Below are 14224 nucleotides of genomic sequence, written 5' to 3' on the forward strand. Positions count from 1 at the left end.
TTAACTACACTATTATGCTAGCTTGGTTAAACCTGCTAAATATGAATTATTCATGTTAATATTATTCCAAAATTGAATAATCTATTCTTTATTATGCTTTCTCTAAAATCATTACAGTGCTTTGTTACTTTGGTTAAAACTAAAAGTTTTACCCGTACTGCTGAAGAGTTATATCTGACTCAGCCCACCATTAGTAAAATATTACAACAACTCGAAGAGCAACTTCAGGTACAGCTTTTGGTCAAACCCGATCATGGACGAAAAAGACAAATTGAATTAACCGAAATTGGAGAGCGTATTTATCAACATGCGGTCGAGCTTCTTCAGGCAGAGCAAAACATCTTTCTTGAGATAGAAAACTATCAACAATTAAAAACAGGTACTTTAAAACTTGGCGTTCCACCTTTAGGTTCCCAGCTCCTAACAACAGCGCTGTTTGACTTTCATCGTCAATGGCCAGATATTGAATTGGCTTTTATGGAAGTGGGTTCACGCGGTATTGAACAGGCTTTACTCAATAATGAGCTAGACGTTGGTGTTTTATTGCAGCCTTTTGATGAACAAACTTTTAATAGCATCGAGTTATGTAACTACCCTTTAATGGTACTTTTACGTCGTGATGCAACTTGGGCAACCCGCAAAAAAATAAATCTAGAAGAGCTACAACACCAATCATTTTTAATGTTTCCTGAAAATTTCTCTTTAAACAGTATTATTCTCGATGCTTGTAAGCAGCATGGTTTTTACCCAACCATTGCTTGCCGTACCAGCCAATGGCACCTTTTGGCAGACATGGTGTTACAACGTATGGGAATTGCGCTTCTCCCTCAATATTATACCGACATGCTTGACCCTAGTTTATTTGCAGCAGTGCCACTCGAAAAACCAAATATTCAGTGGCACTTAGTGATGGCTTGGAAAAAGAATCTTCCTGCCTCACCAGCGGTACAAGCTTGGCTTAGCATTGTTCGTCAACATTTTCAGCACATTAAACCCTAACGTTGACCACTGAAATAACTTAGTTCAAAAACCGATAAAGCTTCTCCACAAAAAAGCTACCCAATCTTGGCTTAGCTCACTTAGACTAGACCCATCTGTTTATCACACGGACAATAACAATGAATAACGAGCATTTTAAGCTGTATACAGATTCACAATTTCTAAGTCCCTATGCATTTACAGTTTTTGTAGGACTACACGAAAAACAAATTCCATTTGAAATAGCAACCATCAACTTAGGTCAGCAAGGCCAGTTTGAAACATCTTTCGTAGAAAAGTCATTAACTGCCAAAGTGCCTGTACTTGAACATAACGATTTTGCCTTATCAGAATCCTCCGCCATTTTGGAATATCTTGAAGAGCTTTATCCAGACACAGCTATTTATCCAAAAGATATTCAAGCTCGCGCAAGAGCAAGACAAATTCAAGCATGGCTCAGATCAGACTTGGTGGCATTAAGAACTGAACGACCAACCGATGTTATTTTTATTCAGCCCAAGTCCACTCCACTTTCAGAAGAAGGCAAAAAAGCAGCCGAGAAACTTTTCTTTGTTGCAGAAAAACTTCTTGCGTCTGATGCGGAATTTCTTTTTGGTTCATGGAGCATTGTGGATGCTGAACTTGCCCTGATGTTGCAACGCCTTATTCAAAATGGTGATGCTGTACCACAGCGTTTAAAAACCTATGCATTACAGCAATGGCAACGTCCGTCTGTACAAAAATGGCTTGCCTTGCGACATAAATAAATCCTTATATTTACACCAAACATGAGATAAAAAATGAGTGATTCAAACTATATTCCTCCACAAGTTTGGCAATGGACTGGAGAGAAAACCGATTTAAACCAACCTACCTCAGGTGCTCGTTACGAGCATACACTTCCAGTAGGGAAACATCCGCTCCAACTCTACTCTTTAGCAACGCCTAATGGTCAAAAAGTTACTATTTTGCTTGAAGAGCTTTTAGCGTTAGGACATAAAGATGCTGAATATGATGCTTGGCTGATTAAAATTGGTGAAGGACAGCAATTTGGCAGTGGCTTTGTAGAAATTAATCCCAACTCTAAAATTCCAGCATTGGTTGACCATAGCCAAAAACCGCCATTAAGAGTATTTGAATCTGGCTCAATTTTGCTTTACTTGGCTGAAAAGTTTAAAGCGTTTATTCCGACTGATATCGCTGCACGTACTGAATGCCTCAATTGGTTATTCTGGCAAATGGGCAGTGCACCTTACTTAGGTGGTGGTTTTGGACATTTTTATGCTTATGCCCCTGTTAAAATTGAATATGCGATTAACCGCTTTGCCATGGAAACAAAACGCTTACTTGATGTATTAGATCAGCATCTGGCAAAAAACGAATATTTGGCTGGTTCTGAATATAGCATCGCTGATATTGCAGCGTTCCCTTGGTATGGCGGTCTTGTTAAAAACTGGGTGTATAACGGCGCGGAGTTTTTAGGTGTCGATCAATATAAAAATGTTCAACGTTGGGCAGATGCGATTTTAGCGCGCCCTGCGGTACAACGTGGCCGTATGGTAAATCGTACCTTTGGTGATTTAGCTACGCAGTTGCATGAACGACATGATGCAAGTGATTTTGAGACCAAGACTCAAGATAAATTACAGAATCAGTCTTAAAAATATCATTCAGTTTTTGACTTACCCGCAAGATATTTCATTTTTGCGGGTATTCAAAGTTGGCAAAATAACTCGTGTATAACTCACTCAGCCAAGCTACAAAAACTCGTACGCGTGGCGAGAGCTGCCGATGCTGCGGATATAAAGCAGAAACTGACATCTTCGGAATTTCCCACTCAGATAAAACCTCAACTAGACGTCCATTTTTTAATTCATTTGCCACATGGTAGCGCGGTACTTGAATTAAGCCAGCCCCTTGTAAGGCAGATAATACATAGTTTTCAGCGTCATTTACCGCGATCCAGCTTTTCAAAAAATAATCTTGTTTTTTGCCATTCACCATCAATTCAAATGGATAATTCCGCCCGCCTGATGTCGAAAAGAAATTGACACAATAATGTGATAATAAATCTTCTGGTTGCTCTGGCGTTCCATGTTTATTTAAATAGTCAGGACTTGCACAAATCACTTGCGGCATATCGATCAAATGTCTAGCAATTAAAGTGGAATCATCCAAACGTCCCGCTCTCACCACGCAGTCTATACCTTCCCTAATCAGATCAACCAAGCGGTCACCCGTACTGATTACCAGTTCAATGTCGGGGTATAACTCGTGAAATTGATCGATATTGGGTAAAACAATTTTAGTTGCATGTGCGCCTGATAAATCGACACGTAATAAACCACGGGGCTGAGCAATTACTTTGCGTAAAGATGATTCGGCATCATCAAGTTCCGATAATATTTGTATGCAGCGTTCATAAAATGCCTGTCCATCTAGTGATGGCCTTACATGCCGAGTCGTCCGTTCTAGCAAACGGCACTGTAAGTTATTCTCTAACTCCTTAATGGCATTACTTGCAGTAGCACGTGGGATATTTAGCTGATCGGCTGCCTGACTAAAACTACCCAGCTCTACGATGCGGGTAAAAAGTTGCAAGGTATCAAATTTGTCCATGGTGCTATCTTTTAACCCTACCTATTATTAATTTATATGGAATTATCTTATCCAATTTTGATGATTTATCCCATATTTCTATATTATTAAAATAAGCCATACTTAATCAAATAGGCAATCTAAAAATGAATATTTCAAGAAAAACAGCTCTGGTTACTGGTGCATCACGTGGTATTGGCCGTGCTATTGCAGAACGTTTAGCTCAAGATGGTTTTTATGTGATTATTAATTATGCTGGCAATAAAGCGCATGCCCAAGCCACTGTAGAACATATTATTGAGCAAGGTGGTCAAGCCTCAGCTATTCAAGCGGACGTTGCAAATGAACATGAGGTGAGCCGTTTGTTTCAAGAAGCAAAGGCCATTAACGGTCGGTTAGATGTGGTAGTTCATAGTGCCGGTATTATGCCTATGGCAAAAATTACACCTGAAAGCCTGCCAGATTTCGATAAAGTGATTCATACCAATTTACGTGGCGCGTTTTTAATATTGGCGCATGCGGCCGAAACAGTGCCAGATGGTGGCCGGATTATTGCGCTTTCAACCAGTGTAATTGCCAAATCTTTTCCGGCTTATGGTCCTTATATTGCTTCAAAAGCAGGTGTCGAAGGTTTGGTACATGTGTTAGCAAATGAGTTACGCGGACGCAATATTACTGTAAACGCCGTTGCGCCCGGCCCGACAGGCACTGACCTTTTTTACAATGGAAAAACTGAAGAGCAAGTGGCGGCTATTGCAAAACTTGCTCCATTGGAACGAATCGGAACACCTAACGAAATTGCTGACGTAGTGGCCATGCTGGCTGGTCCAGATGGGCGCTGGGTAAACTCTCAAGTCATTCGTGTAAATGGTGGATTTGCTTAATTTTAAAAACCGTGCGGATTATTTTAATCTGTACGGTTTTTTACTAAATAATAAAATTTCTTAAATTTATTTTATTTTAATAATTTTATAAGATTAACTAATACTGTTTTATATAAAATATTCACCGCTCTTATTTATCAAAATAATATATATAAATAGATATTCCTTATTTTTGCTTATATTTAAAACCGCGTAAATTGAACCTTAACAATCTGAATCAAAGATAAGGATATATTCAATGAACGCTAAATTAAATACTGAAACTCCACAAAGTTTTATCTCAAATGGTTCAAATACATCCTTTTCGGCCGAAGATATTCTTGCTAAAGCGCAGCAATATGCACAAGAACACGAACTAAATTTTAGTGGCAGTTTATCACCTGTTGGCGCATGGCAACTCGTACAACAAGGAGAAGCCGTTTTAGTTGATGTGCGTACTAATGAAGAACGTAAATTTGTGGGTTATGTCCCTGAAAGTATTCATGTCGCTTGGGCAACAGGCACGTCATTTAATCGTAATCCACGCTTTTTAAAAGAACTTGAATCAAAAGTTGGTAAAGACAAAACCATTCTTTTGTTATGCCGTAGTGGCAACCGTTCAGCACAAGCTGCCGAAGCCGCATTTAATGCAGGTTTTGAACACATTTATAACGTTCTTGAAGGCTTTGAAGGTGATCTAAATGAACAGCAACAGCGTAATCAGAAAAATGGCTGGCGCATCCACCAACTTCCTTGGCAACAAGACTAATACTTCAATCAATTTTCAGTGAATCAAGGAAAGCTTGTGACTCAATGGAACATTAATGCGGTTGTACAAGGTTTACAACAAGCAAGGCATGACTGGCGTCAGCAGCAACACAGGACCAAAGAATTTGGGGGCCGTGAACTTCCATCTAAAGAAGCTTTAAAGGCCATTTTAGATGACCTGTGCGGGATTTTATTTCCAATGCGTTTAGGCCCTGCCGACTTACGTCAGGAAACTGAAGATTCTTATATTGCCTATACTTTAAATCGGGTACTAACAGCTTTACATGCTCAAGTACAACTGGCTTTAAATTATGAAGCGAAACGACATTTGAGTCATTCAAGCCCAGTGCAGCAGCCACAAGAACTTGCTCAAACTATTGTGCAGGATTTTGCCAACACTTTGCCCTCTATACGGCGCCTTTTAGACGGTGATGTGCGGGCGGCTTATGAAGGTGATCCAGCAGCACATAGTGTAGACGAAGTATTACTCTGCTATCCGGGCATATTTGCGATTATTTATCACAGAATTGCCCATCAGCTCTATGCTCAAGTGCCTTTATTGTCACGCATTATTTCGGAGTTGGCTCACTCTGCAACAGGTATTGATATTCATCCAGGTGCACAAATCGGTAAAGGATTTTTCATTGATCATGGTACGGGTGTGGTGATTGGTGAGACTTGTGTGATTGGGGAACGCGTTCGTATTTATCAGGCCGTGACCCTTGGAGCAAAACGCTTTGAAACCAATGATGATGGTGGTTTGAAAAAAGACTATATACGCCATCCGATTGTTGAAGATGATGTCGTGATCTATGCAGGTGCCACTATTTTAGGCCGTATTACCATTGGCCGAGGGTCAATTATTGGGGGGAATGTTTGGCTAACCCATAGTGTTGCTGCAGGTAGCCAGATTTTACAGTCACCGAATGAGTCTTATCAAAAAAATCATATTGCTGGTTAAAAACTATAGATGTGAAATAAATAGATAAGGAGAGAAATAAACAAAGAACGTGCAGATTAATAAAATGCTTATTTCTAGTTTAAATATATTTTTATTTAGAAAATAGATAACTCATTAATAAGCTCAGTATTTAAAAAATTTATAACGCGATTTTAATTTTAAAACCAGAACTAATTCTAGTTTATATACATCCTAGAATTTTTATTTTCAAAAAGCCAATGTAATAAGGAAAAATGATTCATGGCGAAAAATACAGACAAAGCCCAACTTGCACTTGGGGACCATGCGGCCCGTCAACTGGCCAATGCAACTAAAACAGCTCCCCAGCTTTCTACAATTACTCCCCGCTGGCTGACTCACTTACTTCAATGGATTCCTGTTGAAGCAGGTATTTATCGCCTAAACCGTGTCAATAATACCGATGATATTCAGGTGGCTTGCACACAACGTGATGAAGCAACTTTACCTCAAACTTTTGTTGATTATGACCCAGAGCCACGCGAATACTTTCTAAATGGTGTATCTACTGTTTTAGATGTGCATACACGTGTTGCCGACCTTTACAGCAGCCCACATGACCAAATTAAAGAACAGCTTCGCTTAACCATTGAAACCATTAAAGAACGTCAAGAAAGTGAGCTTATCAATAACCCTGAATACGGTTTACTAGCAAGTGTGACAGATGACCAACGTATTTCGACTTTAAATGGCCCACCGACGCCAGATGATTTAGATGATTTGCTACGTAAAGTCTGGAAAGAACCGGGATTTTTCCTAGCACACCCTGATGCGATTGCAGCATTTGGCCGTGAATGTACACGCCGTGGTGTACCGCCTCCAACAGTTAGTCTGTTTGGTTCGCAGTTCATTACATGGCGCGGAATTCCACTTATTCCATCAAATAAAATTCCTGTAGAAGATGGCAAAACTAAAATCTTGCTGCTTCGTGTTGGTGAAAAGCGTCAAGGGATTGTTGGTTTGTTCCAACCGGGTCTTGCGGGTGAACAGTCACCGGGGCTTTCAGTACGTTTTATGGGAATTAACCGTAATGCGATTGCGTCGTATCTAATCTCGTTATATTGCTCACTTGCAGTATTAACAGACGATGCTTTGGCAGTGTTAGATGATGTGGAGGTGGACAAATATCATGACTACCCAGTTAACTACAAGTAATCTGCAAGGTAGTTCAACGGGGCCTGAAGTGACTGGTGCTAACCCACCAGCCAACTTCCCCGATGAGTCCACCATTGCTCGACTTGCTAATGAGTTTTTTTCAGCAGTGCCAAGCTCAAGCAGTTCGACTTCTCCATCGGGCCTTAACTTGGACTTACCTGTCGGAGCGCCACCGCACCCACCGCAACCGGGTGAACCATTTTCTGCACTCAGTGGTCGTGCGCCCAATATCGCCTTTCAGAAAAGTCTCAATCCGGAATATCCTGAGCATATTCCAAATTTGCCCGACTACCCTGAACGCCGAATTGTAGCGTCTGCGCCTGTGGTTGGTGGAGCTAATTTGCCACGCCCACCATTTGAACCACATTTACCACAAGCTGCTCATAGTGAACCCAACGTACCACGCATTGAACCCAGCTTACCCACTGGTGCAGGTGAATCACCTTATTATTTTTTAAATGATTTTTCTGCCCCCAATGCAACAGAACCATCTGTTAAAGGTGTTGAAGATAATTATTCGGTTGCGCAGTCTTTTCAGTTGCCACATGGTGACCAGCTAAAGTCCTTACTGACAGAAGATCGTTTTGCAACGAACACGCCTCCCCAAAGTTCAGCAAGCTCTGCATTTTACTTTTTAGACTTGCCTCAAACTGGACAAAGTTATAGTCACTATCAACCGTCGCAACCTACTTTTGTAGCAAGTAGTGCTCAACCACTCGATGTGCATGCCATACGTCGCGATTTTCCAATTTTACAGGAACGCGTCAACGGTCGACCTTTGGTCTGGTTTGATAATGCAGCCACTACACAAAAACCGCAGCGCGTGATTGATCGAATTGCTTATTTTTATCAGCATGAAAACTCAAATATTCACCGTGCTGCCCATGAGTTAGCGGCTCGTGCAACCGATGCCTATGAGCATGCAAGAAATGTAGTTGCCCGATTCATTGGTGCACTCTCTTCTAAAGAAATTATCTTTGTTCGAGGAACAACCGAAGGCATTAACCTGATTGCAAAAACATGGGGTGAGCAAAATATTGGTGAAGGTGATGAAATTATCGTTTCTCACTTAGAACACCATGCCAATATTGTGCCTTGGTATCAACTCACTAAAAAAACTGGAGCGAAATTAAGAGTCATTCCTGTGGATGACACGGGCCAGATTATTTTAGAAGAGTTGCCAAAACTGATTAATGAGCGCACTAAACTGCTGTCGATTACTCAAGTTTCGAATGCTTTAGGAACAGTCACACCTGTTGCTGAAGTCATTAAAATTGCACATGCCAAAGGTGTACGTGTTTTAGTTGATGGTGCTCAATCTGTTTCGCACATTCCTACCGATGTACAAGCTCTTGATGCAGACTTTTTTGTGTTCTCTGGACATAAAGTGTTTGGGCCGACGGGCATTGGTGCGGTCTATGCAAAACCAGAACTACTTGAAAGCATGCCTGTCTGGGAAGGCGGCGGTAACATGATTCAGGATGTGACCTTCGAACAAGTAGTTTACCAACCTGCACCGAATAAGTTTGAAGCTGGAACTGGAAATATTGCCGATGCTGTCGGTTTAGGTGCTGCACTTGAATATGTAGAAAGTCTAGGCATTCATAACATTGCTCGCTATGAACATGATCTACTCGAATATGGTCAAAATGCACTGAGCAGTGTGTCAGGTTTACGCCTGATCGGAACGGCACATCACAAAGCCAGTGTGATGTCCTTTACTTTACAAGGCTATTCAACCGAACAAGTCGGTAAAGCTTTAAATCAACATGGTATTGCAGTACGTTCTGGCCACCACTGTGCACAGCCAATTTTACGTCGTTTTGGTGTAGAACAGACCGTGCGTCCGTCTTTGGCTTTTTATAATACGACTGAAGAAATTGATTTATTGGTGTCGGTGTTACATCAACTGACACGTAATAGACGTAGCAATTAAATTTATTAAAAAAGACTGCTTTCGAGCGGTCTTTTTTATGGATTATTTATTAAAACTACTTGAGCTCAAAAATCATTTATAGATGTAATAAGTCAAAGTAGTTATCACTGCGGAGTCTTATTACTTTAGATCCGATTTCTAGGTTAGCCTTCGGCTCGAGCTAAAAGTCATTAATAATCTAAAAAATTTAAAGTGCTTATCACGGCGGAGTCTTGTTTTCAAATCCAAAGAAAGTAGCTAATTCCATTACTTTTTTAAAAAAGTAACCAAAAACTTTCTCATCCACAGAACCTGTTCTCTGTTTTCATTTTTCAAAAAATATTGCAAATACATTATCTTTATAAATTATGGGCAGGCTGTGGATGAAATTTAGCACTAGCAAATGCAAGTATGGGCTCCGTTGTGCTAGTCTAAAAACTTGCAGATGACTTTAACCTGAGGAAATATCAATAGATATCCAACTTAATTAAACAAACTCCAAATCAATCTCAACGCAATCCCAATCAACAACACTCCCATCACCCTCTCAAAATAAACCCCAAACTCCAAAAATCTTTTACGTACGATAGGCTGTGCAAACAGTACACTCACCACCATAAACCAGATGGCATTGACCATACACATCCACACACCATAAAAAACCTGAACTTTCATTGGTGTGGTTGTACTTACAATCGTTGTAAAAATTGCCAGAAAAAAGATGGTGGCTTTTGGATTTAACGCATTGGTAAGAAAACCCATCGTAAAAGCTTTAAATAAACTCAACGTGTCACTACCTGCTTGGCCATTAATTTCAATATTAGTATTCAGCTGGCTACGTAAACACTGCCATCCTAAATACACTAAGTAAGCTGCCCCCGCTGTTCTGATCAGTGACATGAGCCATTCGCTTTGCTGAATCAAAAAGCCAATACCAACAAGTGTATAAAACACATGTACTGAAATTCCGACACCAATACCAATTGCAGTCAGACATCCAATTAAATAGCCATAACGTACACTTTGCCTTACCGTAATCACAAAATCTGGTCCCGGTAAAATCACCGCCATAAAGTGAATAAGAGCTAGCGTTAAAAACTCATGTCCATACAACTGCCACATAACAATTTAGTTTCCTGAAAATCACTTAAAAGATTGTATTGCGATTTTTTAGACGCGATAATCCAATCAAAATCCAAATAACTTTTGCCTCATGAGCACAAATCAAAGTCTGGTTCTGTTAAATGAAATGGCGACTTTCGTTAAGGTTGTCGAGTCGGAAAGCTTTTCTGAAACTGCACGCCAGCTTGGTACAACACCTTCTGCTGTGAGCCGCGCGATTGCTCGATTAGAACGTGCTTTAGGCACCCGCTTACTCTATCGAACTACGCGGAAACTTCGCTTAAGTGAAAGCGGACAACAGGTTTATCAACGTTGTTTAGATATGGTGAATGCTGCACAAGCAGTCATGGAAAGTTCGGTCCAATTTCATGTCGAACCCGAAGGTGTTATTCGCTTGAGTGTTCCGAAAGCTGTGGGACATTTTATGATTCATCCGCATTTACCCGAGTTTTTAGAACGCTACCCGAAAATTGATATACAAATGCTTTTAGAAGATCGCTATGTAGACCTGATTGATGATGGAGTAGATTTAGCACTTCGAATTACAGAACAACCACCGGGTGGCCTTATGGGTCGAAAGCTGATTGATATTGATCACTTGGTTTGTGCTACACCTGAATATTTGTCCAAGCATGGCACACCGAACCATCCTCATGATTTAAAGCAGCATGAATGTATTTACTTGGGTGAACAAGCCAGTGACTCAAAATGGAAATTTCAGCAAGGAAACAAATCGATCAGTGTGGCTGTGCGTGGGCGTTATGCAGCAAATCATACGGGTGTGCGTTTGAGTGCTGCATTACAGCATTTAGGTATTGCGAGCTTGCCGTACTTCGTTGCACGCCATGCTCTACAACAAGGTACCTTAGTTCAGGTTTTACCAGATTGGTATTTTAAGACCTATTATAGTGGCGGGCTGTGGTTACTTTATCCACCGACGCGGCATGTCCCGCCTAAATTAAGTGTGTTGATTCAATATTTGGCAGATAAATTAGCAGCAGAGCCGACTTTATTTAATTTAAAGTAATATAAAGTCAAAGAATTAGCACGATGGAATCCTACCTTTAATCTCTAAAGCAATCAGCTAATTCTGTTACTTTTTTTGAAAAAAGTAACCAAAAAACTTTCTCATCTACAGAACCTGACCACTGTTTACATCTATAAAAAATATTGCAAAAACATTATCTTTATAAATTATGGGCAGGCTGTAGATGAATCTTAGCTCGAGTAAATACTATCTAGAGTCCTGATCTTTAGAGGTTATTAGCACGATTACTCAACCAATAGATCTTTTGGATTAATCGTATCGCCATAGACTGGTTTTAAGGTTTTTTCATAAGCCTGATGAATCACGCCTTCTTTTGCCAGTTTCTCTAAGTCTTGGTTCAACCAGTCCAGTAACTCTTTATCGCCTTTTTTCACTGCTGGTGCAATTAAGTCCTGCTCACCTAAATTGGTAATGCCAACGGTGTAATTTGGATTTTCTTTAGCCCATGCTAAAACCAGCAAGTTATCATGGGCAAGCGCAGCACCACGACCATCTTTTAAAGCATCAAAAGTTTCAGTGTTTTGTTCATACTTTTGTAGTTTAATTTCAGGATGAGTCTTGGTGAAGAATGAATCAGCCGTTGTACCTTTATTTACCAACAAAGTTTTATCTTTAAGTTGAGCCACATCAGTAATCGGATGGCTTTTAGGAGAAACTACGCCCAAAGCAACCTTTAGGTAAGGCTTAGCAAAATCGACCACTTCTTTACGTTCAGGTGTAACGGTAAAGTTTGCAAAAATTATATCCACTTTATTTGCTTTTAAATATTCAACACGATTAGCCGCTTCAGTTAAAACAAACTCAACTTTGTTTTCATCACCCAGCAGATCTTTAGCAACATGCTTGGCAATCTCTACATCAAAGCCTTGGTTTTTACCTTGAGCATCTAAATATCCAAACGGCGGTTTATCACTAAATACGCCAATTCGTACCACACCATTCTTTTTGATCTGTTCAATACTTGACGTAGTTTGTGTGGTATCGGCCGTTTTTTCAGTAGATTGAGTTCCTTTATCACATGCAACTAAACCTAAACTCAGTAAAGAGGCAGCTAAAATATGCTTCACGTTTTGAAATGTTAATGTTGTCATTATTTCACCCTATCGTTCTTGTAAAAGTCTTATTTAAAAATAGCAACGCCTACTTTTAGCCACTGCTCTAGCGATATCGAAAACTATTGGCCTACATCTAAAAACACATTTGGATTGACCGAGTCACCGTAAATTGGTTTCAAGGTTTCATCATAAATTTTCTTGATTTCACCGCTTGTTCTGAGCTGCTTAATTTCAGTATTGAGCCAATTCAATAATTGGGTATTGCCCTTTTTAACTGCCGGTGCAATAAACTCTTGATCACCAATAGACTGTATACCTGCAACATAACTTGGGTTTTTCGCGGCCCATGCCAAAGCATAGGTACTATCTTGTGAAATCGCGTCACCACGACCATCTGTTAAGGCTTTAAAGGCATCCGAGTTTCTTTCAAACTTGAGTAAATTCACTTTTGGATAATGCTTGGTAAAGTAGGTATCCGAACTTGTGCCTTTATTTACAATTAAGGTCTTACCTTCTAACTGGGCAATGTCTGTAATCGGCTTGGCTTTAGGCGAGACAATCCCAAAAGCACCTTTTAAATAAGGCTCGGCAAAATCAACAACCTCTTTGCGTTCAGGAGTTACCGTAAATGTCGCGAACACCACATCGGCACGATTTGATTTTAAAAACTCCACCCGATTTGAAGCTTCAGTCACAATAAACTCAACTTTCTTTTCATCACCAAGCAAGTCTTTAGTCACCCGTTTTGCTAGAGCCACATCAAAGCCCTGATTATTACCAGCACTGTCTACATAACCAAACGGCGGATCATCGGCAAAAACAGCAACGCGTAGAACTCCATTTTTTTTGACTTGTTCTAAAGAATGGTCTTCTTGACTATTACTTGCCTGTTCAGTTGATGGTGTTTTACTACATGCAGTTAATAAAACCGCAGCAACGGCAAGACTGCTTAATATTTTTATTGAATTACGTTTAAACATTCACTTCCTCATGATTCAAATAATAAAAATTTAGTACGACAAAATATTTAGAAAGGCTTTCGCTCGTTCTGTCTTCGGCTGTTCAAAAAATTCTTCTGGTGAAGCCTGTTCAATAATCTTGCCCTTATCCATAAAAATAATGCGGTCGGCAACCTTACGCGCAAAAGACATCTCATGTGTCACAATCAACATGGTCATTCCTTCATTTGCTAATTTGAGTACTACATCGAGCACTTCCCTAACCATTTCCGGATCAAGCGCAGCGGTAATTTCATCAAGTAAAATCACTTGAGGTTGCATGACCAATGAACGAACAATGGCAATACGCTGTTTTTGTCCACCTGAAAGTTGTCGTGGATAATCGAGTTTTCGCTCATATAGCCCGACTCGCTTTAACAACTCATCTGCTACTTGTTCTGCTTCATCGCGGTGACGTTTTTGCACTTTAAGTGGCCCGAGCAAAATATTGTCAATGACGTTCATATGCCCAAATAGCTCATAGTTCTGAAAAACCATGCCAATTTTTTGACGAGCATTAGTCCAGTCCACATCTTTACCGAGCACACCTGAGCCAGTTAAACGAATTTCACCACCCTGAATCGGTTCTAAGCCGTTAATACAACGCAGTAAGGTACTTTTACCGCAGCCCGATGGACCTAAAATAACAACCACCTCTCCTTGTTCTACATCCAGATCAATGCCCTGTAAAATATGACTTTTTGCAAATGATTTCTGTAATTGTTGTATCGATAACAAAGGCATA

Annotated in this window: 15 protein-coding genes; 10 read left to right on the forward strand and 5 right to left on the reverse strand. The window is 40.2% G+C overall.

What is annotated here, in order from left to right; genetic code table 11:
* The first annotated feature begins 93 nt into the window (after positions 1–93).
* From RFX69_RS16935 to yghU, 3 genes are all read left to right on the forward strand, one after another.
* On the forward strand, positions 94–999 hold the full coding sequence (locus RFX69_RS16935) for a LysR family transcriptional regulator (RefSeq protein ID WP_000949916.1): 906 nt from the start codon (positions 94–96) through the stop codon (positions 997–999).
* Positions 1000–1118: 119 nt separating this feature from the next.
* Complete coding sequence (gene yfcF, locus RFX69_RS16940; RefSeq protein ID WP_289332419.1) at positions 1119–1745, forward strand: glutathione transferase; 627 nt, start codon at positions 1119–1121, stop codon at positions 1743–1745.
* A 33-nt stretch (positions 1746–1778) separates the two neighbouring features.
* Positions 1779–2639: a glutathione-dependent disulfide-bond oxidoreductase gene (gene yghU / locus RFX69_RS16945; protein WP_031993581.1), complete on the forward strand. Its 861-nt coding sequence runs from the start codon at positions 1779–1781 to the stop codon at positions 2637–2639.
* A gap of 37 nt (positions 2640–2676) precedes the next feature.
* On the opposite strand, the gene RFX69_RS16950 is transcribed toward yghU, so the two are convergent.
* Positions 2677–3597 carry a LysR family transcriptional regulator gene (locus RFX69_RS16950; RefSeq protein WP_289332418.1) on the reverse strand — a complete coding sequence of 307 codons (921 nt, stop codon included), beginning with the start codon at positions 3595–3597 and terminating at the stop codon, positions 2677–2679.
* A gap of 125 nt (positions 3598–3722) precedes the next feature.
* On the opposite strand from RFX69_RS16950, the gene RFX69_RS16955 reads away from it, so the two are divergent.
* From RFX69_RS16955 to RFX69_RS16975, 5 genes are all read left to right on the forward strand, one after another.
* On the forward strand, positions 3723–4460 hold the full coding sequence (locus RFX69_RS16955; protein WP_215763521.1) for an SDR family oxidoreductase: 738 nt from the start codon (positions 3723–3725) through the stop codon (positions 4458–4460).
* A gap of 238 nt (positions 4461–4698) precedes the next feature.
* Complete coding sequence (locus RFX69_RS16960; RefSeq protein WP_215763614.1) at positions 4699–5208, forward strand: rhodanese-like domain-containing protein; 510 nt, start codon at positions 4699–4701, stop codon at positions 5206–5208.
* Positions 5209–5226: 18 nt separating this feature from the next.
* On the forward strand, positions 5227–6168 hold the full coding sequence (gene epsC, locus RFX69_RS16965; protein WP_086230959.1) for a serine O-acetyltransferase EpsC: 942 nt from the start codon (positions 5227–5229) through the stop codon (positions 6166–6168).
* A 240-nt stretch (positions 6169–6408) separates the two neighbouring features.
* The gene (locus tag RFX69_RS16970; protein WP_001107594.1) at positions 6409–7341 is read left to right on the forward strand and encodes a family 2A encapsulin nanocompartment shell protein; all 933 of its coding nucleotides are present in this window, start codon (positions 6409–6411) and stop codon (positions 7339–7341) included.
* On the forward strand, positions 7316–9277 hold the full coding sequence (locus tag RFX69_RS16975; protein ID WP_289332395.1) for a family 2A encapsulin nanocompartment cargo protein cysteine desulfurase: 1962 nt from the start codon (positions 7316–7318) through the stop codon (positions 9275–9277). Before RFX69_RS16970 ends, RFX69_RS16975 begins: the two co-directional genes overlap by 26 nt.
* Before the next feature lie 462 nt (positions 9278–9739).
* Here RFX69_RS16975 and RFX69_RS16980 read toward each other — a convergent pair whose 3' ends face one another.
* Positions 9740–10378: a LysE family translocator gene (locus tag RFX69_RS16980; RefSeq protein WP_289332396.1), complete on the reverse strand. Its 639-nt coding sequence runs from the start codon at positions 10376–10378 to the stop codon at positions 9740–9742.
* Between the two features lie 91 nt (positions 10379–10469).
* Here RFX69_RS16980 and RFX69_RS16985 point away from each other — a divergent pair, with 91 nt between their 5' ends.
* Positions 10470–11405 (forward strand): LysR family transcriptional regulator, encoded by a 936-nt coding sequence (locus tag RFX69_RS16985; protein WP_215763617.1) that lies wholly within the window; start codon positions 10470–10472, stop codon positions 11403–11405.
* A gap of 75 nt (positions 11406–11480) precedes the next feature.
* Complete coding sequence (locus RFX69_RS16990) at positions 11481–11600, forward strand: hypothetical protein (RefSeq protein ID WP_002114211.1); 120 nt, start codon at positions 11481–11483, stop codon at positions 11598–11600.
* Positions 11601–11650: 50 nt separating this feature from the next.
* Here the strand turns inward: RFX69_RS16990 and RFX69_RS16995 are convergent, their stop codons facing one another.
* The 3 genes from RFX69_RS16995 to RFX69_RS17005 all read right to left on the reverse strand — a co-directional run bounded on the left by RFX69_RS16995 (position 11651) and on the right by RFX69_RS17005 (position 14223).
* Entirely contained in the window at positions 11651–12517 is an 867-nt protein-coding gene (locus tag RFX69_RS16995; RefSeq protein WP_000209982.1) for a cysteine ABC transporter substrate-binding protein, read from the reverse strand.
* An 83-nt stretch (positions 12518–12600) separates the two neighbouring features.
* On the reverse strand, positions 12601–13461 hold the full coding sequence (locus RFX69_RS17000) for a transporter substrate-binding domain-containing protein (protein WP_215763618.1): 861 nt from the start codon (positions 13459–13461) through the stop codon (positions 12601–12603).
* A gap of 30 nt (positions 13462–13491) precedes the next feature.
* Complete coding sequence (locus RFX69_RS17005; RefSeq protein ID WP_002045665.1) at positions 13492–14223, reverse strand: amino acid ABC transporter ATP-binding protein; 732 nt, start codon at positions 14221–14223, stop codon at positions 13492–13494.
* Position 14224 lies beyond the last annotated feature (1 nt).

The sequence above is a fragment of the Acinetobacter sp. 148 genome, assembly GCF_031196675.1.
In the GTDB taxonomy this organism is placed as follows: domain Bacteria; phylum Pseudomonadota; class Gammaproteobacteria; order Pseudomonadales; family Moraxellaceae; genus Acinetobacter; species Acinetobacter baumannii.